General features: G+C 68.3%; 24 protein-coding genes. 11 read left to right on the top strand and 13 right to left on the bottom strand.

Annotated features, from left to right (window positions below):
- The first annotated feature begins 139 nt into the window (after positions 1 to 139).
- A complete protein-coding gene (locus tag MFF22_RS05400) occupies positions 140 to 649 on the top strand; it encodes a ferritin-like domain-containing protein (protein ID WP_238247943.1) in 510 nt (169 codons plus the stop codon).
- Between the two features lie 68 nt (positions 650 to 717).
- Here the strand turns inward: MFF22_RS05400 and MFF22_RS05395 are convergent, their stop codons facing one another.
- From MFF22_RS05395 to proB, 7 genes are all read right to left on the bottom strand, one after another.
- On the bottom strand, positions 718 to 2,058 hold the full coding sequence (locus MFF22_RS05395) for a S41 family peptidase (RefSeq protein WP_238247942.1): 1,341 nt from the start codon (positions 2,056 to 2,058) through the stop codon (positions 718 to 720).
- Positions 2,058 to 3,386, bottom strand: coding sequence for a murein hydrolase activator EnvC family protein (locus tag MFF22_RS05390; protein ID WP_370877556.1), 1,329 nt, complete (start codon positions 3,384 to 3,386; stop codon positions 2,058 to 2,060). Before MFF22_RS05390 ends, MFF22_RS05395 begins: the two co-directional genes overlap by 1 nt.
- Positions 3,387 to 3,583: 197 nt before the next feature.
- Positions 3,584 to 4,078 carry a 23S rRNA (pseudouridine(1915)-N(3))-methyltransferase RlmH gene (gene rlmH, locus MFF22_RS05385; RefSeq protein WP_238247941.1) on the bottom strand — a complete coding sequence of 165 codons (495 nt, stop codon included), beginning with the start codon at positions 4,076 to 4,078 and terminating at the stop codon, positions 3,584 to 3,586.
- 15 nt (positions 4,079 to 4,093) lie between these two features.
- Entirely contained in the window at positions 4,094 to 4,492 is a 399-nt protein-coding gene (gene rsfS, locus MFF22_RS05380) for a ribosome silencing factor (RefSeq protein WP_370877557.1), read from the bottom strand.
- Between the two features lie 135 nt (positions 4,493 to 4,627).
- Positions 4,628 to 5,239, bottom strand: coding sequence for a nicotinate-nucleotide adenylyltransferase (locus MFF22_RS05375; RefSeq protein WP_283206154.1), 612 nt, complete (start codon positions 5,237 to 5,239; stop codon positions 4,628 to 4,630).
- A 40-nt stretch (positions 5,240 to 5,279) separates the two neighbouring features.
- Complete coding sequence (locus tag MFF22_RS05370) at positions 5,280 to 6,578, bottom strand: glutamate-5-semialdehyde dehydrogenase (protein WP_238247940.1); 1,299 nt, start codon at positions 6,576 to 6,578, stop codon at positions 5,280 to 5,282.
- Positions 6,579 to 6,799: 221 nt separating this feature from the next.
- Positions 6,800 to 7,915, bottom strand: coding sequence for a glutamate 5-kinase (gene proB, locus MFF22_RS05365; protein WP_238247939.1), 1,116 nt, complete (start codon positions 7,913 to 7,915; stop codon positions 6,800 to 6,802).
- Between the two features lie 228 nt (positions 7,916 to 8,143).
- Here proB and MFF22_RS05360 point away from each other — a divergent pair, with 228 nt between their 5' ends.
- A complete protein-coding gene (locus MFF22_RS05360) occupies positions 8,144 to 9,343 on the top strand; it encodes a cupin domain-containing protein (RefSeq protein ID WP_238247938.1) in 1,200 nt (399 codons plus the stop codon).
- A 37-nt stretch (positions 9,344 to 9,380) separates the two neighbouring features.
- Here the strand turns inward: MFF22_RS05360 and obgE are convergent, their stop codons facing one another.
- The 6 genes from obgE to MFF22_RS05330 all read right to left on the bottom strand — a co-directional run bounded on the left by obgE (position 9,381) and on the right by MFF22_RS05330 (position 13,233).
- Positions 9,381 to 10,409, bottom strand: coding sequence for a GTPase ObgE (gene obgE, locus MFF22_RS05355; protein ID WP_238247937.1), 1,029 nt, complete (start codon positions 10,407 to 10,409; stop codon positions 9,381 to 9,383).
- A 171-nt stretch (positions 10,410 to 10,580) separates the two neighbouring features.
- On the bottom strand, positions 10,581 to 11,186 hold the full coding sequence (locus MFF22_RS05350) for a GNAT family N-acetyltransferase (RefSeq protein WP_238247935.1): 606 nt from the start codon (positions 11,184 to 11,186) through the stop codon (positions 10,581 to 10,583).
- A gap of 181 nt (positions 11,187 to 11,367) precedes the next feature.
- Positions 11,368 to 11,634, bottom strand: a complete 267-nt coding sequence (rpmA, locus tag MFF22_RS05345) for a 50S ribosomal protein L27 (protein WP_106489921.1) — start codon at positions 11,632 to 11,634, stop codon at positions 11,368 to 11,370.
- Between the two features lie 66 nt (positions 11,635 to 11,700).
- Positions 11,701 to 12,015 carry a 50S ribosomal protein L21 gene (rplU, locus tag MFF22_RS05340; protein WP_238247933.1) on the bottom strand — a complete coding sequence of 105 codons (315 nt, stop codon included), beginning with the start codon at positions 12,013 to 12,015 and terminating at the stop codon, positions 11,701 to 11,703.
- A gap of 176 nt (positions 12,016 to 12,191) precedes the next feature.
- Positions 12,192 to 12,575 carry a hypothetical protein gene (locus tag MFF22_RS05335; RefSeq protein WP_238247931.1) on the bottom strand — a complete coding sequence of 128 codons (384 nt, stop codon included), beginning with the start codon at positions 12,573 to 12,575 and terminating at the stop codon, positions 12,192 to 12,194.
- Positions 12,576 to 12,606: 31 nt separating this feature from the next.
- Positions 12,607 to 13,233: a YceI family protein gene (locus MFF22_RS05330; protein WP_238247929.1), complete on the bottom strand. Its 627-nt coding sequence runs from the start codon at positions 13,231 to 13,233 to the stop codon at positions 12,607 to 12,609.
- Positions 13,234 to 13,364: 131 nt separating this feature from the next.
- On the opposite strand from MFF22_RS05330, the gene ruvA reads away from it, so the two are divergent.
- The 9 genes from ruvA (at position 13,365) to MFF22_RS05285 (ending at position 19,818) form a co-directional block, all read left to right on the top strand.
- Complete coding sequence (ruvA, locus tag MFF22_RS05325) at positions 13,365 to 13,982, top strand: Holliday junction branch migration protein RuvA (RefSeq protein WP_238247927.1); 618 nt, start codon at positions 13,365 to 13,367, stop codon at positions 13,980 to 13,982.
- Between the two features lie 361 nt (positions 13,983 to 14,343).
- Positions 14,344 to 14,619: a (2Fe-2S)-binding protein gene (locus MFF22_RS05320; protein ID WP_238247925.1), complete on the top strand. Its 276-nt coding sequence runs from the start codon at positions 14,344 to 14,346 to the stop codon at positions 14,617 to 14,619.
- Between the two features lie 44 nt (positions 14,620 to 14,663).
- The gene (gene bfr / locus MFF22_RS05315; RefSeq protein ID WP_238247924.1) at positions 14,664 to 15,161 is read left to right on the top strand and encodes a bacterioferritin; all 498 of its coding nucleotides are present in this window, start codon (positions 14,664 to 14,666) and stop codon (positions 15,159 to 15,161) included.
- An 80-nt stretch (positions 15,162 to 15,241) separates the two neighbouring features.
- Positions 15,242 to 16,039 carry a 4-hydroxy-tetrahydrodipicolinate reductase gene (gene dapB / locus MFF22_RS05310; protein WP_238247923.1) on the top strand — a complete coding sequence of 266 codons (798 nt, stop codon included), beginning with the start codon at positions 15,242 to 15,244 and terminating at the stop codon, positions 16,037 to 16,039.
- 124 nt (positions 16,040 to 16,163) lie between these two features.
- Positions 16,164 to 16,799: a 2,3-bisphosphoglycerate-dependent phosphoglycerate mutase gene (locus MFF22_RS05305; RefSeq protein ID WP_238247922.1), complete on the top strand. Its 636-nt coding sequence runs from the start codon at positions 16,164 to 16,166 to the stop codon at positions 16,797 to 16,799.
- A complete protein-coding gene (locus MFF22_RS05300; protein ID WP_238247921.1) occupies positions 16,796 to 17,434 on the top strand; it encodes an alpha-ketoglutarate-dependent dioxygenase AlkB in 639 nt (212 codons plus the stop codon). The genes MFF22_RS05305 and MFF22_RS05300 overlap by 4 nt, the downstream gene beginning before the upstream one ends.
- Before the next feature lie 4 nt (positions 17,435 to 17,438).
- Positions 17,439 to 18,380: a DUF817 domain-containing protein gene (locus MFF22_RS05295; protein WP_238247920.1), complete on the top strand. Its 942-nt coding sequence runs from the start codon at positions 17,439 to 17,441 to the stop codon at positions 18,378 to 18,380.
- Positions 18,314 to 18,859 carry a ribosomal maturation YjgA family protein gene (locus MFF22_RS05290; protein WP_306424663.1) on the top strand — a complete coding sequence of 182 codons (546 nt, stop codon included), beginning with the start codon at positions 18,314 to 18,316 and terminating at the stop codon, positions 18,857 to 18,859. Before MFF22_RS05295 ends, MFF22_RS05290 begins: the two co-directional genes overlap by 67 nt.
- A gap of 5 nt (positions 18,860 to 18,864) precedes the next feature.
- Positions 18,865 to 19,818: a hypothetical protein gene (locus MFF22_RS05285; protein WP_238247919.1), complete on the top strand. Its 954-nt coding sequence runs from the start codon at positions 18,865 to 18,867 to the stop codon at positions 19,816 to 19,818.
- The last annotated feature ends 48 nt before the right edge of the window (positions 19,819 to 19,866 follow it).

Here is a 19,866-nt window from a genome sequence, read left to right as displayed (position 1 = left end):
ACCTATGTTGTTTCTCGCTCTTCAGCTGCTTTTGCCAAACAAAATGTCGCGAAAGCTAGGCCGGGAACTTTCGATGAATTGAAGCATCGTCGGTGAGTTGCCGAGATAGACGATCACGGCCGGTCAGCGGAGCGAGACAATGAGCACCAGCGCACGCGATATCTACATCACGGCCTTACGGAACACCCACGCCGTCGAGATGCAGGCCCTGCAGATCATGGAGCGGCAAGTCGAGCGGCTGGAGCGCTATCCGGAGATGTCCGACGCCTTGCGTCGGCATATCGACGAGACTCACGGGCAGCGTCAGCGACTCGACGAGGCTCTGCACAGCCTCAACGAGACGCACTCGGTCATCAAGGAGGGGTTCCTCGGTTTCGTCGGGAACATGATGGCGCTGGGCCATACCCCTGCCCAGGACGAGATCCTGAAGAATACCTACGCGAATCACGCCTTCGAGAATTTCGAGATCGCGGCCTACACGTCGCTTCTGGACATCGCCGACATTGCCGGCCTCTCGGCCCACCGGGCGGCGTTCACCCAATCCCTGGATGAAGAAAAGGCCATGGCGCAGCGCGTCCATGACCTCATCGCCCCCACCACCCGCCGCTACGTCGAGCTCACCACGGCCGGCGAGAAGGCCGACAGGTAGTTAGCTAGTTGGGGAGGGCTTCGTCGTCACGACCGTCCCCCTCCGCTGGGAGGGGGACGTCTCACCGATCAGTTCGGCAGGCTGGGCTTGGGCTGCTGCGGAGCCGGAGTTCCGTTGGCGGCGCCCTTCTGGATGCCGTGCAGGAAGTCGACCGCCGAGATCAGCTGCTTGTCCTTGGCCGGATCCGGCGGGACGTAGGCGGAGGAACCGCCGCGCTCGTCGGTATCCTTCTGCTTGAGGTGGCCCTTCAGACCGGCCTCGCCCTTGGTCTCGTCCTTGCCCTTCAACTCGTCCGGGACATCCTGCAGCACCTCGACATCCGGCTCGATACCCTTGGCCTGGATCGATCGGCCCGACGGCGTGTAGTAGCGCGCCGTCGTCAGGCGAAGGGCGCCCGAGCCGCCCAGCGGGATGATCGACTGCACGGACCCCTTGCCGAAGGACCGGGTGCCGAGGATCGTCGCGCGCTTGTGATCCTGCAGGGCGCCAGCCACGATCTCCGAGGCCGAGGCCGAACCGCCGTTGACCAGAACCACGATGGGCTTGCCCTTGGTCAGATCACCGGACTTGGCCGAAAAGCGCTGGGTCTCGTCCGGGTTGCGGCCGCGGGTGGAGACGATCTCGCCGCGGTCGAGGAACGCGTCAGAGATCATCACCGCCTGGTCGAGCAGGCCGCCGGGGTTGTTGCGCAGGTCGAGGATAAAGCCCTTGAGCTTGTCCTGGCCGATGTCGCTGGTCAGCTTCTCGATGGCGCTGCGCATGCCGTCGAACGACTGCTCGTTGAACTGCGTCAGGCGGATGTAGCCGACGTCGTTGCCCTCGACCTTCGAGCGCACCGGCTTGATCTTGATGGTGTCGCGGGTGAGCGTGACCTCGATCGGGTCCTTCGCCTCCTTGCGGACGATCTTCAGCTTGACCTGGGAGTTCACCGGGCCGCGCATCTTGTCGACTGCCTGGTTCAGGGTCAGCCCCTGGACCTGATCGTCGTCGATCTGGGTGATGACGTCGTTGGCGAGCAGCCCGGCCTTCGAGGCGGGGGTGTCGTCGATGGGCGTAACGACCTTGATCAGGCCATCCTCCATCGTGACCTCGATCCCGAGCCCGCCGAACTCGCCGCGGGTCGTGGTCTGCATATCGCGGAACGCCTTGGCGTCCATGTAGCTCGAATGCGGATCGAGGGAGGTCAGCATGCCGTTGACGGCCGCCTCGATCATCTTCGATTCGTCGGGCTTCTCGACGTAGTCCGTCCGCACCTTCTCGAACACGTCACCGAACAGGCTAAGCTGGCGGTAGGTTTCGGCGGAGGCGGCGACGGCGCGGGGTCCGGACAGGAACTCCGTTTGGGTCGCCACCATGGAAACCCCGGCGCCCAGGAAGGCGCCGAGCATAATCAGGGATGTCTTGCGCATCAGCCGCGAACCTTCTCGCCAGGAACTTTGTCACCGGGGCTTTTGGCCCACCACGGCTCCGGGTCAATGGAGCCGCCATCTTTCTTGAACTCGACGTACAGCGTCGGATCGCCGTCTGGCCCGGGCGTCCCCTCACCCATCGAACCCAACGGTTCGCCGGCCAGAACGAACTGGCCAACCTCCACGCTGATCTGGTCCATTCCTGCCAGCAAAAGATAGTAGCCGTCGCCAGCGTTGATGATCAAGAGACGCCCGTAGGAGCGGAACGGGCCGGCAAATTGCACCCAGCCATCCGCCGGTGAGGCCACCACGGCCTTCGGCCGCGTTGCGAAGGAGACGCCGCGCGTCGCTCCGCCGTTGCCATCGGGCTGATTGAAGGCGCGCACGAGGCGTCCCACCACCGGCCGCGGCACTTCGCCCCGCGCGTCGGCGAAGCGGACCTTGGGGGCGAGCCGGGCGGGATCACGGAAGCCGGCTGCGGCGAAGCGCTCCTGCGTCACCCTTGCCTCCCGCTCGGCGGCGGTCTTGGCCTCCTCGGCGGACCGCTTGGCCGCGTTCACTTCGCCTTCCACCCGTTCGAGCAGATCCTTCAGGCTCTTGGCCTGAACTCCGAGCTCCGCCGCACGCCTGCGCTCGGCGGCGAGCCCGCTCTCGATTTCCGCCTGCCTTGCCCGCCGGGCCGTCACCAAAGCTTGAAGACGCTGCTGCTCCCGGGCCCAGCCCGAGAGGTCGTTGGCGAGCCCTTCCTTGTCCTTCGCGATCAGGTCCCGGAGCCGGACCATTTCGGTCAGGTCGGCGGCCAGGGTGTCGAGTTCACCCCGCAATTCGGGGACCACCGCCCCCAGGAGCATCGAGGTGCGGATCGCCGTAAGCACGTCTTCCGGGCTCGTCAGCACCGCGGGCGGGGGCCGGCGGCCCATCCGCTGAAGGGCCGCCAAAATTTCGGCCACGGTCCCCCGGCGCGCCTGGAGGGAGCGGCGGATCGCCGCCTCGCTGTCGGTCATCGCCTTGAGGCGCTCTTCGAGGCGGGTCATCCGCTCCTCGGTCGCCTGCGCCTGCCGCCCGGCATCGAGAAGGGCGGCATCGAGCTTGGCGCGGTCGTTCCCGATCGCGGCGATCTCCTTCTCGAATTGGGCCTTCTGCCCTTCGCTCGCCGTGAGCGCATCCTGGACGCGCTTGAGGTTCTCGGCCCGCCGGTCCCGCTCTTCGGTCGCCTGCTTGATCTTGTCCTGGTCGGCCGGGGCGGCGTCCTGGGGCAGGGCGGGAACCGGTGCGAGGAGGACGAAGGACGCGAAGACGAACCACGCCAGCGCTGCAGATGAGGACAATCTGCGAAGCAGGGAAAAAGAAGGGAGCGTCAAGAGCTTCGACCGACTCTTGAAGCCCTGCCCGTCATTGCGGGCGTCAGCGAAGCTATGACCGGCTTGGCAACGGGAATGTTCGGGGAAGCGACCCGTCGCGACGATGTCTGCGGAGGACGCGGACAGGAGCGAGGCGCGCGCCTTCACCGTGCGGGGAACCACGCTCACCCCGGCTCACCGCGGTGGTAGGGGTGGCCGGCCATGATGGTGAGGCTGCGATAGATCTGTTCGAGGGCGAGCACGCGCACGAGTCCGTGGGGCAGAGTGGCGGCCCCGAAGGAGAGGATCAGGTCCGCCCGCGTCCGAATTGAGGCATTGAGGCCGTCCGGTCCACCGACGATGACCGCCAGGGCCGGCTTCGCCGCGTCGCGCCATCCGGCGATCCGCTCGGCGAGGGATTCGCTCGGGAGGTCGGCCCGGCCGCGCTCGTCATACGTCAGGATGGCGCTGCCCGGCGGCAGGAGCGGAACCAGTGCCGACGCCTCCTCGGCCGCTCTGTCCGCCCCGCGCCTGGCACGGGACTCGGGAATCTCCACCAGATCGCAGGCCGGAAAGCCGAGGCCGCGGCCGAGTTGGGCCGCACGCTCGCGATATCGTGACGCCAAGTCGCGTTCCGGCCCGGCCTTCAGCCGGCCGACCGCGGCGATGATGAGGCGCACCGGGTGTGCGGTCGCTCAGCCGGCGGCGAGGCCGACGGGGCGATCGGCGCCCCACATCTTCTCGAGATTGTAGAAGCCGCGGACTTCAGGCCTGAAGATGTGGACCAGGATGTCTCCGGCGTCGATCAGCACCCAATCGCAGGCCGGCAGGCCTTCGACCCGGGCGTTGCCGAACCCCTTGTCCTTCATCTCGTGAAGGATCTTGTCGGCGATGGAGCCGACATGGCGCTGGGAGCGCCCGGACGTGATGATCATCGTGTCGGCGAGGGATGTCTTGCCGGCGAGGTCGATCTCGACCGTCTCTTCGGCCTTCATCTCGTCGAGACATCCAAGCGCCAGGGCCCTCAGGGCTCCCACGCGGGCGAGGCCGTTATCCTCGGCGGCGGTGGGACGGGGAGGGGCTTCGGTGCGCACGGTCTCTGTGCGAAGGGTCTCGGGCAGCGTCCTGATTCCTCGTGGGAGCGGCCGGCGGCCGTATCGTCAGAAAGTGGCGGCTTCGCAGCGCGATTGCAACAGGTCTGTGCGCCGCGTTCACCGGATGCGCCCGCGTCAGCCCGGCTTCCGACCCCGCCCGCGGGCCCGGATGGCCGTGGAGGACAGCTTGGAGCGCGGCCCGTGCAGGAACACCCAGGCGGGCGGTCTTCTGCCCGCAAGGGTCGCCGCCGCGGCCTCCGGGATCCGGTATGCCGAGAGCCGTCGGGCCGCCTTCGCGAAGAGGGGCGTGAGGGTCGAACCCGGCCGGTCGATCACCGCGATGGGCATCAGTCGCGCGATCTCCGCCGAGCCGCGCCAGCGGTGGAAGGTCGCCAGCGAATCCGCCCCCATGATCCAGACGAAGTGCACGTCCGGCCGGCGCCGGGTCAGGTACCGCAGGGTCTGGACGGTGAACCGCACGCCGAGGACCGCCTCGAACCCCGTCACCGCGATTCGGGGATGGGCGGCGACCCGGGCCGCCTGGGCGCAACGCTCCTCAAGGGGCGGGAGCCGGCTGCGGTCCTTGAGGGGATTGCCCGGACTGACGAGCCACCACACCCGGTCGAGCTGCAGGCGCCGCAGGGCCGTGGTGGTGACGTGCAGATGCCCGAGATGGGCAGGGTCGAACGAACCGCCGTAGAGGCCGATCCGCATGCCGGGCGCACTCGGCGGCAGAGTCAGCCGCACGCGGGACCACGCCGGCTTCGTCGATCACGACAGGCGCGGATCACGGCCGCGTCTGGCCGCGACCGTGGACCCGGTACTTGAAGGTGGTGAGTTGCTCGACCCCGACAGGGCCGCGGGCATGCATCCGCCCCGTGGCGATCCCGATCTCGGCCCCGAAGCCGAACTCGCCGCCATCGGCGAACTGGGTCGAGGCGTTGTGGGCGACGATGGCGGAGTCGACCTCGGCGAGGAAGCGGCGGGCCGCCTCCTCGTCCTCGGTGATGATCGCGTCGGTGTGGTGGGAGCCGTAAGACTCGATATGCGCGATGGCCTCATCGAGGCCTGCCACGACCCGCACCGCAATCACCGCATCGAGATATTCGGTGCTCCAGTCGGCCTCGGTCGCCTCGGTCACCCGGGGGTCGGCGGCGCGGGTCGCCGCATCGCCGCGGACGGCACAACCCGCCTCGATCAAAGCAGCGACGAGGGGCTTCAGATGCGTGTCGGCGCAGGCCCGGTCGATCAGCAGGGTCTCGGCGGCGCCGCAGACGCTCACCCGGCGCATCTTGCTGTTGAGCAGCACCGTCCGCGCCATGTCGAGATCGGCGGCCCGGTCGACATAGACGTGGTTGATCCCGTCGAGATGGGCGAAGACCGGGACCTTCGCCTCGGCCTGCACCCGCTCCACGAGGCTGCGGCCGCCACGGGGGACGATGACATCGACGCAGCCATCGAGGCCGGCCAGCATCATTCCCACCGCCGCCCGGTCCCGGGTGGGCACAATCTGGACGGCGTCGGCGGGCAATCCCGCCGCCTCCAGCCCCTGGCCCATCGCCCGGGCGATGGCCTGCGAGGTGCGGAAACTGTCCGATCCCGCCCGCAGGATCGCGGCGTTGCCGGCCTTCAGGCACAGGGCGCCCGCGTCGGCAGTGACGTTGGGGCGGCTTTCGAAGATCACGCCGATCACGCCCAGCGGCACGGCCACCCGCTCGATCAGCAGCCCGTTCGGCCGTTCGATGGCGGCAAGCTGGCGCCCGACCGGATCGGCCAAAGCGCCGACCTTCTCCACGGCCGCGGCGATCCCGGCGAGGCGCGCGTCGTCGAGCCTCAGCCGGTCGATCAGGGCCTCGGACTGCCCCGCCTCCCTGGCGGCGGCGACGTCGCGGTCATTTTCTCGCAGGACGGTGTCCCGGTCCGCCCGCAGGCGCTCGGCGATCCCCTGGAGGGCGATGTCCTTGGTCTGGGCCGAGGCGAGGGCCATGCGGCGGGCCGCCTGACGGGCCCGGCGACCGATCGCGGCCATCTGCTCCGGCAGCGTGTCCGGATCCGCGGAATCGGACCTGAGATTGAGGACGGGCACGGGCTGGCCTCGGACTTCAGCACCAGAGGGGGCGACGTCATCGCACATCGTCACGAGACACCACAAGGCTGGCGCCCCGCATGGGCGGTCAGCGGAGGCGAGTTGAAAGCCGGTGTGTCCGAGAAAAGCGGCCTTCCGACGATCGCAGAACGCAGATCACCCTCTCCCCGCCTGCGGGGAGAGGAAAACCTCACGATGAATTCGGGCGCAGAATCCCAACGCTAGAACAGCGCGAGGTCGTCCCGGTGGACCATCCAGGCTCGGCCCGGATAGTCGAGCAGCTCCGCGATCCGCGCGCTCGGATGCCCGATGATCAAAGCCGCCTCGGCGCTGTCGTAGCCCACGAGGCCGCGCCCGATGGCCCGGCCCTCGGGATCGCAGATCAGCACGGCATCCCCGCGGGAGAAATTGCCCTCCACTCTGCGCACGCCCACCGGCAGCAGGCTCGCGCCGCCGGCGAGGGCCTTGGCCGCGCCGGCGTCGATGGTGAGGCTGCCGCGGGGCTCCAGGGATCCGGCGATCCAGGTCTTGCGCGCCGCGGTCGGCGTGGAGCCCGACAGGAACCACGTGCAGCGCCCGCCGTCCTTTACCGCCTTCAGCGGGTTCTTGCCCCGCCCGTCGGCGATGACGAGGTGCGTGCCTCCCGCCACGGCGATCTTGGCGGCCTCGACCTTCGTGCGCATGCCGCCCCGAGACAGTTCCGAGGCGGGGCCGCCGGCCATGGCCTCGATCTCCGGGGTGATCCGCTCGACGATCGGCAGATGTCGGGCATGGGGGTCGGTGTTGGGCGGCGCTGTGTAGAGGCCGTCGATGTCGGAGAACAGCACCAGCACGTCGGCGTCGATCATCGTGGCGACCCGGGCGGCGAGGCGGTCGTTGTCGCCGTAGCGGATCTCGGCGGTCGCCACCGTGTCGTTCTCGTTGACCACCGGCACCGCGCGCAGTTCGAGCAGTTTCTGCACCGTGGAGCGGGCGTTGAGGTAGCGGCGGCGCTCCTCCGTGTCCTGCGGGGTGACGAGGATCTGCCCCGCCACGATGCCGTGGTGTCCGAGCGCCTCCGCCCAGTGCCGCGCCAGGGCGATCTGCCCGACGGAAGCGGCCCCCTGGCTCTCCTCCAGCCGAAGCCCCCCCGGCGGCAGGCCGAGCACGGTCCGGCCCAGGGCGATGCTGCCGGACGACACCACGAGAACGTCGACCCCGCGGGCATGTAGGTCGGCGATGTCCTCGGCCAGGGCCGCCAGCCAAGCGTGGCGCAGGCGGCCGCGGGAACGATCGACCAACAGGGCCGAACCGACCTTGATGACGACGCGGCGGAAGGTGTCGAGGGCGGGGATCATGAGTCTCGTCGGGCAGGATCGCGGGTGAGATGTGACGGAAGACGGGGCGTTTGAACAGCCGAGCCGTCAGAGGGGCGTCTCGCGCTGCGGCAGCGAATGACACGTTTGACCGACCGTCATCATCCCTCACATGCTCGTGAATTCGACGGTATACAAAATACATTAGGCGGACGGCTGGGGCACGGCGGAGAGCGCCGACCCCCAGAAAACACCGAAGAGATAGTGATCATGGACGCCAACAGACGGACCTTCCTCGGTACGGCCGCGCTCGGTGCGGGCGGACTCGTGGCCCTCAGCCAGACGGCGAATGCCGCCGTCACCCCCGGCACCGACCACGGTCAGCCGGGCGAGGGCGGCTTCGGCCGGCAGGTCACCTCCCTGCAGGGCGGCGCTCAGGTCGCCTACCACGATCCGAAGGATGTCGGCGCCATGCCCGACTTCCACTTCTCCCTCGACGGCAACAAGCCGAAGGTCACGAGCGGCGGCTGGGCCAAGGAGGCGACCGTCCACCAGTTCCCCATCAGCAAGGGGATCGCGGGCGTCCACATGTATCTGGAGCCCGGCGCCTCCCGGGAGCTGCACTGGCACGCCATCGCCGCGGAATGGGCCTACGTCATCGACGGGCGCTGCCAGACGGTGGTCCTCGACCCGTCGGGGGCGAGCGAGATCAACAACTACGAGCCCGGCGACCTCTGGTACTTCCCCAAGGGCCACGGCCACTCGATCCAGACGATCGGCGACAAGCCGTGCCATTTCATCCTGTCCTTCGACAACGGCGCCTTCTCCGAGCACGGGACCTTCTCGATCACCGACTGGATCGACGTGACGCCGAAGGACATGCTCGCCCTCGATTTCGGCTTGCCGGCCGACGTGTTTGACAAGTTCCCGAAGGGCGAGGCCTACATCCAGGCCGGTCCGGTCGTCCCGGTCTCGCAGGCCCTCGATGCCCCGTGGCCGAAGGAATCCACCCACAAGTTCCGCCTCCTCAAGGACCCGCGGGCGGTGCGTGAGTTCGACGGCGGCACCTTCCGGCTGGCGACGGTCGATGAATGGCCTATCCAGAAAACCATGTCGGGCGGGGTGATGACGATCCGGCCGGGCCAGATGCGCAAGCTGCACTGGAACGTGAACGCCAACGAGTGGCACTTCTACCTGAAGGGCAAGGGTCAGGTCGCGGTGTTCGGCTCGGGCGGCCGGGGCAAGGTCGCGGAGTTCAAGCCGGGCGACGTGGCCTACATCCCGATGGGGTTCGGCCATGCCATCAAGAACATCGGCGACGAGGACCTTGAGATCATCCAGACCTGGGACAACGGCAAGTTCGAGGAAATTGACCTCGACGCCTGGGTCAAGGCGAGCCCGAACTACCTGCTCTCCAACAACTTCCCCGGCGTCTCGCCGGAGACGATCGCCAAGATGAAGCAGGCCTGACGCCAACGGGGAGGGGGCCGGCGAAGGGCCCCCTCCTTCACGGCTGCCACGCGGCCACGGCCGGGGCCTCCGCGGCCCGGCCTTGCTCGATGGCGTCCTGCAACGCCCTCAGCGCCTCGGGCACCCCCTTGCGGCTCGCCGAGGAGAGTACCATCGGCGCCTTGCCCGCCGCCCGCTTCAGCTTGGCGGTCTGGCTCTTCAGGGTCTCCGGGTCGAGGGCGTCGGCCTTCGACAGGGCGACGATCTCCGGCTTGTCGGCGAGGTCGTTTCCGTAGGCCTCGATCTCGGCGCGGACCAGCTTGTACGCCTTGCCGGCATGCTCGCTGGTGCCATCGACGAGGTGGAGCAGCACCCGGCAGCGTTCCACGTGGGCGAGGAACTTGTCGCCGAGGCCGACGCCCTCGTGGGCGCCTTCGATGAGGCCGGGAATGTCGGCGAGGACGAATTCGCGTCCGTCGGCCCGCACTACCCCGAGGCCCGGATGGAGCGTGGTGAAGGGATAGTCGGCGATCTTGGGCTTGGCCGCCGTGACGCTCGCCAGGAAGGTCGACTTGCCGGCGTTCGGAAGGCCCACCAGACCGGCATCGGCGATGAGCTTCAGGCGAAGCCAGATCCACATCTCCTGGCCTTCGAGGCCGGGATTGGCATGTTTCGGCGCCCGGTTGGTGGAGGTGGTGAAGTAGGCGTTGCCGAACCCGCCGTTGCCGCCCTTGGCGAGGCGCACCCGCTGGCCGATCTCGGTCATGTCGGCGATCAGGGTCTCCCCGTCCTCGGCGAAGACCTGGGTGCCGGCGGGCACCTTCAGCACGGCGTCCGCCCCGGAGGCGCCGTGGCAGTTGGAGCCCATGCCGTGCTCGCCCTTCTTGGCCTTGAAGTGCTGCTGGTAGCGGTAGTCGATCAGGGTGTTGAGCCCCTCGACGCATTCGATCCAGACATCGCCGCCCCGACCGCCGTCGCCGCCGTTCGGGCCGCCGAATTCGATGAACTTCTCCCGCCGGAACGACACGCAGCCGGCGCCGCCGTCGCCGGAGCGGATGTAGACCTTGGCTTCGTCGAGAAATTTCACGGGACCGTCTCGTTGTCGTGAGCCGGACTCGGTTGCCCGGCTGAAAATCGTTGCATCGCGCCCACCGTCATTGCGGGCGCAGCGAAGCAATCCTGGGATGCGTCAAGGCTACGAGTCTCCCGCTGCCCCGGATCGCCTCCCCCCGTCCGCGATGACCGGACAGGGTATATCTCATTCGGCTGCGGCAAGCTCGTGCCGGTCGCTGCCCGCCCGGGCGCGCCAGCGCCCCCGCTCCAGGCGAAACCGGTCGACCTCGCGCTCGCCCCCTCGGGCAGGGAAGCCCGCCATGGCCCGGCCGGTCCAAACGAAACCCGTCTTCTCCAGCACCCGCCGGGAAGCCACGTTCGTCACCGGTGCCGACGCGTCGAGGCGCGTCGCCGGGGTCCAAGCGAACCACGCATGGATCAGGGCGCCTGCCGCCTCGGTCATCAGCCCATGACCCCAGTGCGGTCGGCCGAGCCAGTAGCCGAGATGGGCGGGTGATTCGTCGTCCTCGCAGGTGATCGACACCACGCCCAGGGCCCGACCCGGCCGGCCCCGCTCGCAGAGGGCCAGGATCAGGCCCGTGCCCGCGGCATTGCCGGCCCGGCTCGTCACGATGAACGCGTCCGCATCGGCCCGCTCGAAGGGCAGGGGGATGCTCGCGGTCATCTCCGCCACACCCGGCTCGGAGGCGAGGCGGTGGATGGTCTCGGCGTCGCGGGCCGCCGGCCAGCGCAGCCACAGGCGACGGGTCTCGATCCGGAAGACGTCGTCGCGGAACAGATCAGGGAACATGGCGTCCTCGCCAGCGACGCTCCCCGCGGGATGCGGCGCCCAGAGACGACGAAGGGGAGGATGGTGTCCCATCCTCCCCGGTGTTCCGTCAGACCAGTCCCTTAGAGGGGCGGCTCACGTCTCCGGTCCGGTGTGGGACACCGTCGCGGGACGCTCGCTTCGCCTCTCGGGCGCCCGCCTGTTACTCCGCGGCCTCGGCCAGCGGCACCACGGCTACAAAGGCGCGCCCGCGGCGCGTCTCGAACTGCACGGTGCCGGGTTTCAGCGCGAACAAGGTGTGGTCCTTGCCCATGCCGACATTGGCGCCGGGGTGCCACTTGGTGCCGCGTTGGCGCACGATGATGTTGCCCGGAATCACGGCTTCCGAGCCGAACTTCTTGACGCCGAGGCGCCGGCCTTCCGAGTCGCGGCCGTTGCGGGACGAGCCGCCTGCCTTCTTGTGTGCCATCTCTCGAACTCCGAATCTGTCTCAGGGGGTCGCGCGGATCGCGGGCTCAGGGAAGCCCGCGCTCGATCACGCGGAAATGCCGGTGATGCGCACCACCGTGTGGTGCTGACGGTGGCCGCGCTTGCGGCGCGAATTCTGCCGGCGGCGCTTCTTGAAGGCGATAACCTTCTTGTCCCGGCCGTGGCTGACGATCTCGCCCGTGACGCTGATGCCCGACAGGGTCGGCGCGCCGACCTGGGTGGCGCCGGCGCCATCAGCGAAGAGGAGAACCTCGCCGAAGGTCACGGTCTCGCCGGCCTCACCCGCGAGGGTGGCGATGGTGATGGTATCGTTGGCGGCGACGCGGTACTGCTTACCGCCCGTCTTGATGACTGCGAACATCGTTCTCTCGTGCTCTCGAACGGCCTCCGGGAGCCCTGCGGCGGCCCTGGACCGGCTTCTTGTTTGAGTCATTGGCCGGGCGAACCGGACAACGCGAAAACGCGCGAATCCTGCGATCAGGCCGCGCGTCGTGCGCGGTGTCTAGTGTGTGGAGCCGGTGGCTGTCAATCCGCGCCTCAGCGGACGAGGACATCCCTGGCGACGGTGCCCTGCGGCCCGAAGGCGTCGATGGCCGCGTCGCACCAGACCGCTTGGCCGTCCGCGGCGAGGCGCTGGCGCAGGTCCGCGGCGCGGCTGCGCAACTTGGCCTCCAGCATCGCTTCCTGCGCCGGAACGACCTTCGCCGCCAGCCGCAGGGTCGTGAGCCGCCCCGCCCGAAGATGAGTGCCCGGGCAATTCTGTTCGGCGAGGATCGTCGTCGCCGCCGCCTCGGCATAGGCATCCAGGGGCGAAAGCCCGTTCGCCGGGGGCGGGGGGGCTGCCGCTTTCTCCACCGCGGACGCCCCGGTCGCGCCGGCGAGGGCGAGGATCACCGCCACGATCGTCTGCCGCCTTACCACGGTCTCTCCTCTCCAACCCGGCGCATCCCGGTCAGGGGGCTGCCTTGAACTCCCCTTCGATGCGAAGGGTCACTTCGTCTCCGACCAGGGGCAGGAAGGCGCTGATCCCGAATTCGGAGCGCTTGATCACGGTCCGCCCGTCGAACCCGACTGTATAGCGCCGATCGATGAGGTTCGTGCCCGCTTGGTTGAAGGTCGCGTCCAGGGAGACCGGCTTCGTCACCCCGCGCAGGGTCAGGTCCCCGGTGATCCGGGCCGTGGTCGGGCTCGTCTGCTCGACTCCCGTGGCCGTGAAGCTGGCCGTGGGAAATTTCGGCGTGTCGAAGAAATCGGACGCGGCAAGGCGCTCGTCGAGGCGGCTGTTCCCGGTCAGCACCCCGCTCAGGGGAACGGTGACGGATAGGCGGCTGCGGGCCGGCACCTTCGGATCGAGGTCCAGGGTGGCGCTCACACCGGTGAACTGGCCGTAATAGGTCGAGTAGCCGAGATGGGAGACGGACCACGTGATCTTCCCGTGATCCGGATCGAGGACGTAGCGGCCGGCCTTGACCTGCGTCGGGTCCTGGGTCGGCGCCTGCGTCGGAGCCGCGGCAACCTGAGCGAGGCCGGCCGTCGCGTTCATAAGCAGGGCCGCGAGGGCGAAGGCTGTGGCGCGCATTCGATATCGTGGATGGGGCTGAACTGCGTCGGCTCATTCCACGAAGCCCGGCAGACCTCAAGCACCCGTCGGCACGTTCCCCTTTCGCCCGGGGTGCTCTAATCCCCCCGCAGGATACGGGCGGGCAGGGCATGATCGGCAAGCTGAAGGGCGTGGTCGATTCCTACGGCGAGGATTTCGTGATCCTCGACGTGCAGGGGGTGGGCTACGTGGTGCATTGTTCGGCGCGGACACTCCAGCGGCTACCCCCGGTCGGCGAAGCGACGTCCCTCTCCATCGAGACCTTCGTCCGCGAGGACATGATCCGCCTCTACGGTTTCCGCTCGGATGCGGAGCGCGAGTGGTTCCGCCTGCTGCAGACCGTCCAGGGTGTCGGCGCCAAGGTCGCCCTCGGGGTCCTCTCCGTGCTGGAGCCGCCGGCCCTGGCGACCGCCATCGCTACGGGCGACAAGGGCGCCATCGCCCGCGCCCCCGGGGTTGGCCCGCGGCTCGCCGCCCGGGTCACCGCCGAACTGAAGGACAAGGCCCCGGCCTTCTCGCCCATCGATCCCGCCCTGGTCGCCCTCTCGGGAGCGGTCGAGGAAGGCACGGCGCCGCAACCGGTGAGCGATGCCATCTCGGCCCTCGTCAACCTCGGCTACCAGCAGGCCCAGGCCTCGGCCGCCGTGGCCGCCGCGCTGAAGGGTGCGGGCGAGGGCGCGGAGGCCAAGACGCTGATCCGTCTCGGCCTGCGCGAACTCGCCCGGTAGCCCCGCGGAGAGACGGCGAATCCCTCCTTTGTTTCATCCCGTCCCTCATCCTGAGGTGCCGCAAAGCGGCCTCGAAGGAGGGCTCCAGGGATCGCGCGACTACGGAAGACATCCTTCGAGGCCCTCGCTCCGCGACGGCACCTCAGGATGAGGGCGAGGGTGGGAATGGAGGCGTGGCGAGGGTGTCCGCGGGGCCTTCGCAGGCAGCCCTGCGACCGTTCGCACAGGGCGCCCGGGCGATCCGCGCTTGACCAATTGTCTTCGCGCTGCCATCTCCCCCCTCGCGCTAAGGGATTGATAAAGCTCTAGTTTTCAACAATTCCAAACTGGCGCGCGACTGTGGAACGGATTTGTCGATCGCATGATCGTCTGCTCCTGCAACGTCCTCTCGGACGGCGCCGTGCGCTCCTGCCTCGGCCCGGGACCGGGTTGCCCGCGGACCCCGGCGCAGGTCTACGCCTGCCTCGGCTGCAGCCCGAAATGCGGGCGCTGCGCCCGCACCATCCGGGAGATCATGCGCAACGCCCTCGGGGAAGACATTCCCACCGGGGAACACGGCCATTCCTGCGGCAGTGCTTGCGCGAGCGCCTGTACTCTGGTGAAGCTTCCGGGAACGGAGGAGCGGGTCAGCGCCTGATCGGGCGGTCCCCCTCCGATTCTCTGTCTGGGGGAGTTGTGAGTATGAAGGGCGACGCCAAGGTCATCGAGTATCTCAATCGCGGCCTGCGCAGCGAGTTGACCGCGGTGAGCCAGTACTGGCTGCACTTCCGCATGCTCAACGATTGGGGATATGTCGAGCTGGCCAAGTTCTGGCGCAAGGAATCCATTGAGGAGATGAACCACGCGGACCGGTTCATCGACCGGATCCTCTTCCTCGACGGCTTCCCGAACCTGCAGGAACTCGATCCGCTGCGGATCGGCCAGAACGTGCAGGAGATCCTGGAATGCGATCTCGCGGCCGAGAACGGGGCGCGGGCGCTCTATCTCGAAGCGGCGCAGTATTGCGAGTCGATCAACGAGCGGGTCTCCAAGAACCTGTTCGAGCATCTCGCCGAGGACGAGGAAGGCCATATCGACTTCCTCGAGACGCAGCTCGAACTCATCAGGCAGATCGGCCTGCCGCTCTATGCGCAGAAGCATATCGGCGGCCTGGAGCAGATCGCGCCCGAGACGAAGTGAGGCCTGAAGCCTCTCCGAGCAAACGGGTGCCGCCCCCGGGCGGACCCCTTCCGTGACGCGGTTAGACGGACAGGTTCGAGATGCAGCTCGTCGTAGTCGGCGCCGACGGGCGCATGGGACGGATGCTGGTGCGGGCGGTGGCGCAGGCCGAGGGGTGCACCCTCTCGGCGGCGATCGAGCGGGAAGGCTCGCCCGTCCTCGGGCAGGACGCCGGCACCCTCGCGGGCCTGCCGGCTTTGGGCGTCCCGGTGACGGCCGACGCGCTGACTGCCTTCGCCGCCGCCGACGGCGTACTCGACTTCACCGCCCCGGCCGCCACGGTGCACTTCGCCGAACTCGCCGCGCAGGCGCGGATCGTCCACGTGGTCGGCACCACCGGCCTCTCTGAGGACGATCTCGCCAAGCTGAAGGCGGCGTCCTACCACGCCCGCATCGTCCGCTCGGGCAACATGTCCCTCGGGGTGAACCTCATGGCGGCCCTGGTCCGCAAGGTGGCGGCGACGCTGGGGGCGGAGTTCGACATCGAGATCCTGGAAATGCACCACCGCATGAAGGTGGACGCGCCCTCCGGCACCGCGCTCCTGCTGGGCGAGGCCGCCGCCGAGGGCCGGGGCGTCGACCTGCCGGCCGTGCGTGTCTCCACCCGGGACGGCCATACCGGCGCGCGGAAGGCCGGCGACATCGGCTTCGCGACCCTGCGGGGCGGCTCGGTGGTGGGCGACCACAGCGTGCTCTTCGCCGGCCCGGGCGAGACCCTCACCATCAGCCATCACGCCGCCGACCGGGGACTCTTCGCCGCCGGGGCGGTGAAGGCCGCGCTCTGGGCGCAACCCAGGCCGCCGGGCCTCTATGCGATGGCGGATGTCCTCGACCTGTGAATGGCCAGGCTCTTTTATAAGCGTAAGCGGAACACCACCCTTTGGCCTCCGGCCCGCGGCTGCTACGAGCCCGGGCAAGCCGCTGCAACTCCGCCGCGCACTTGAGAGACTGAAGAGATTGACGATGGAGCGCCTGCTCGTCCTCGCTCGCCACGGCCAGAGCGAGTGGAACCTCAAGAACCTGTTCACGGGCTGGCGCGACCCGGGCCTGACGGACCGTGGTGTCGACGAGGCGGTGAAGGCCGGGCGCTGGCTCAAGAGCGAGGGCTACGGCTTCGACGTCGCCTTCACCTCCGATCTCGGCCGCGCCCAGCGCACCTGCACCCTGATCCTAGAGGAGATGGGCCAGTCGAACATCGAGGTCCTGCGCTCGCAGGCCCTGAATGAGCGGGATTACGGCGACCTGTCGGGCCTCAACAAGGACGACGCCCGCGCCAAGTGGGGTGCCGAGCAGGTCCATACCTGGCGCCGCTCGTACGACGTGGCGCCCCCCGGCGGCGAGAGCCTGAAGGATACCGCCGCGCGGGTTCTGCCCTACTACATCGAGACGATCCTTCCGCGGGTCATGTCGGGCCAGCGGGTCCTCGTCGCTGCGCACGGCAATTCCCTCCGGGCCCTGGCGATGGTCCTCGACCATCTGACGCCGTCCACCATCTCCGGTCTGGAGATCGCCACGGGCGTGCCCCTGGTCTACCGGCTGAAGGGCGACACCACGGTGGAGTCCAAGACGGTGCTGGAGCGCGACATCGACGCGGCGTGAGCGTGGCGCTCCGCCCCGGCCTGATCCACCATCCGGGCTTCCTCGACGGGGCGGCCCGGACCCGGCTGGCCGGGGAGGTCGCCGCCATCTTCGCCGCTTCGCCGCCCTTCACGCCGCGGATGCCGCGCACCGGCAAGCCGTTCTCCGTGCGGATGGGCAATGCCGGCCCGCTGGGCTGGGTCTCCGACGAGTGCGGCTACCGCTACCAGCCGCACCACCCCGAGACCGGCGTACCCTGGCCGCCGATCCCGCCCACCGCGCTGGCGGCCTGGGAACGCCTTGCAGAGTATCCGGCCCCGCCGGAAGCCTGCCTCATCAACCTCTACGGCCCCGACGCGCGGATGGGGTTGCATCAGGACCGGGACGAAGAAGAGTTCGGCGCCCCCGTCCTGTCCCTGTCCCTCGGCGCTCCGGCCCTGTTCCGCTACGGCGGCCTCGCCCGGTCCGATCCGACCCGCTCCGTCCGCCTGATGCCCGGCGATGCCCTGGTCATCGGCGGCCCCTCCCGTCTGATCTTCCACGGGGTCGACCGGATCTATCCCGAGCCCGACCTTCTGGCGGAGGATCTCCTGCCCGGCCTGCTGCCGCCGGGCGGACGGATCAACCTCACCCTCCGTCGCGTACGGCCGGCGTGACCCCATGAACGACGAGCTTCGTGAGCCTTCCGAAGAGTGTCCCCCGCGCGAAGCGAGCGCGGCTCTGCAATGGCGCGCGATAGCGCGATTCGTCGAGACAGAGACACGGCTCGGGAAGAGACTGACCAGCTCCGGCCCGATCTCGGCCGGCGCCTACGAGTTCCTGCGTTTCGGCATAAAGCAGGGATGGGCTTGCCTATTTGGTGGGTTGCTTCTTGGATTACTGATCCTAACCCGCCTCATGTGGCCGGCGCATTTCCCTGTCGCCCGTTACGACGCCCTCTTCGCCGCCGCTCTCATGATCCAGGCCCTGCTACTATGGTTCCGCATGGAAACGTGGGCAGAGGCTCGCGTCATTCTGGTTTTTCATGTGATCGGCACCGTAATGGAGATCCACAAGACTGCCATAGGTGCCTGGGTCTATCCGGAGGCGAGCTTTTTCCGGCTGGGCAGCGTGCCGCTCTTCACCGGCTTCATGTACGCGGCGGTCGGCAGCTATATCGCCCGTGTCTGGCGCTTGTTTGACTTCCGCTTTACACGCCATCCGCCCCTCTGGGCGATTATTACCTTGTCCGTGGCCATCTACGCGAACTTCCTGACAGACCACACTGGGCTCGATTTCCGCTTCGGCCTGATCGCAGTGGCTGCGCTCGCTTTTGGCCCGGCGACCATCCATTTCAAGGTCTGGCATCGCCACCGGCGGATGCCACTCCTCGTCGGCCTAGGCCTCGTCACGCTCTTCATCTGGCTCGCCGAGAACATCGGGACCCTCACCGGCACGTGGCTTTATCCCAATCAGATGGTGCGATGGTCGCCGGTCGCCGCCGCGAAACTGTCGTCGTGGTTTCTACTGATGATCGTATCTTATACCCTGGTTGCATGTGCACAGGGCATCGTCCGCTGGCGACACGAGGAGATGCCAACTGTCGCGGTTCGCCCGTCGTGACGCGGCGGGCTGCTTTGGGCATTACCGTCCTCGTGATCCTGGCCGGTCTCGCGCTAAGGCTCGGGCCCTGGCACCTCCCGCTCACCACCCATCATTACGGAGGTGGCATCCTGTGGGGCATGATGCTCTACGCCCTGGCTGCCGCCTTCCGTCCCAGGTGGTGGGGACGGTACGCTTGTCTGACGATCGCCGGCGCTGCCGCGGTTTGCGTCGAACTGTCGAGGCTCGTGCACATGCCGGCTCTCGACGCCTTCCGCCACACATTGGTCGGCCAACTCCTTCTGGGGCAGATCTTCTCCCCCTGGAACCTCCTTGCCTACGCCGCTGGGATTGCCGCAATGGCGGTGCTCGTGCGGCCGGTTGTCCGCCCCGGTAACGTGAACCGAGGGAACCGAATTACCTCGCTTGACTCCCGCCCCAGGGCATCGGACGCATCGTGTCCGTCTGTCCCGTCGGGGACGGCAGGTGGAGAGCGTTGAGTTTCATGCCGGTGCGCGATCTCAGGTGGCCCCTCGCGGCGGTCTTCGCCCTCGCTGGGTTCTGGTCGGCGGCGGCGGCCGACCGGGTGTTTCCGCCAGGATCCCGCTTCGGCTTCGAGCCCCCGTCGGACATGGTCCTGTCCAAGCGCTTCTCGGGGTTCGAGCGGGAGGAGGGCGGGGCGACCGTCTCCGTCGTGGAACTTCCGCCGAACGCCTTCCCTGAACTGGTGGCCGGCTTCACCGACGCGAACCTGCGCAACCAGGGTTTCGCCCTCGCGACGAAGGAGCCGATCAAGGTCGGCGACAACGAGGCAATGCTCTACACGGGCGAGCAGCCGACCGATGCGGCCAATCCCGGCCCGGCGGTCCACAAATGGATCGTGGTCGTCGGCACCCCGACGGTCACCGGCCTCGTCATCGCGCAGGCGACGCCCGACGCGGAAACCGATGAGACGATGCGCAAGCTCGTCACCGACATCGCCATCCGCGCGCCGCTCTCCCTGACCCAGCAGGTGGATGCGCTGCCGTTCCGCATTACCGATTCCGCTGGCTTCCGACCCGTCCGGGTCCTGGCGGGCAACTCGGTCCTGCTGACCAAAGGTCCCAAGGACCAGATGCAGAACCTGGAGCAGCCGATCCTGGTCATCGCCCAGGCGATCCAGCCCCCGCCGAATGCCGACCAACGGGACGCCTTCGCCCGCGCGGCCCTCTACGCCAACCAAACCATGAAGGACTTCGCCATCGAGCGGTCGCAGAGCTACCGCTCGAACGGCGTCGACTGGCACGAGATCGTGGCCCGGGCCACGGACATGCCCACCAACAAGCAGGTGGTCGTCGCCCAGACGATCCGCTTCAACCCGGATGGCTACCTACGCGCCGTGGGCGTCGTGCGCGAGGACCAGCGCGAGGGCGTGCTGGCCGCGTTCCGGCAGGTGGTGGACAGCATTCAGATCAAGTGAATCCGTCCCCGGCGGGCGCGTGGGGAGGCGGCTGAGCACGAGGACAGG

This window comes from Methylobacterium persicinum, from assembly GCF_022179525.1.
GTDB lineage: Bacteria > Pseudomonadota > Alphaproteobacteria > Rhizobiales > Beijerinckiaceae > Methylobacterium > Methylobacterium persicinum.
The sequence above is the reverse complement of the archived record's forward strand: the minus strand, read 5'-3'. Positions and strand labels throughout refer to the sequence as shown.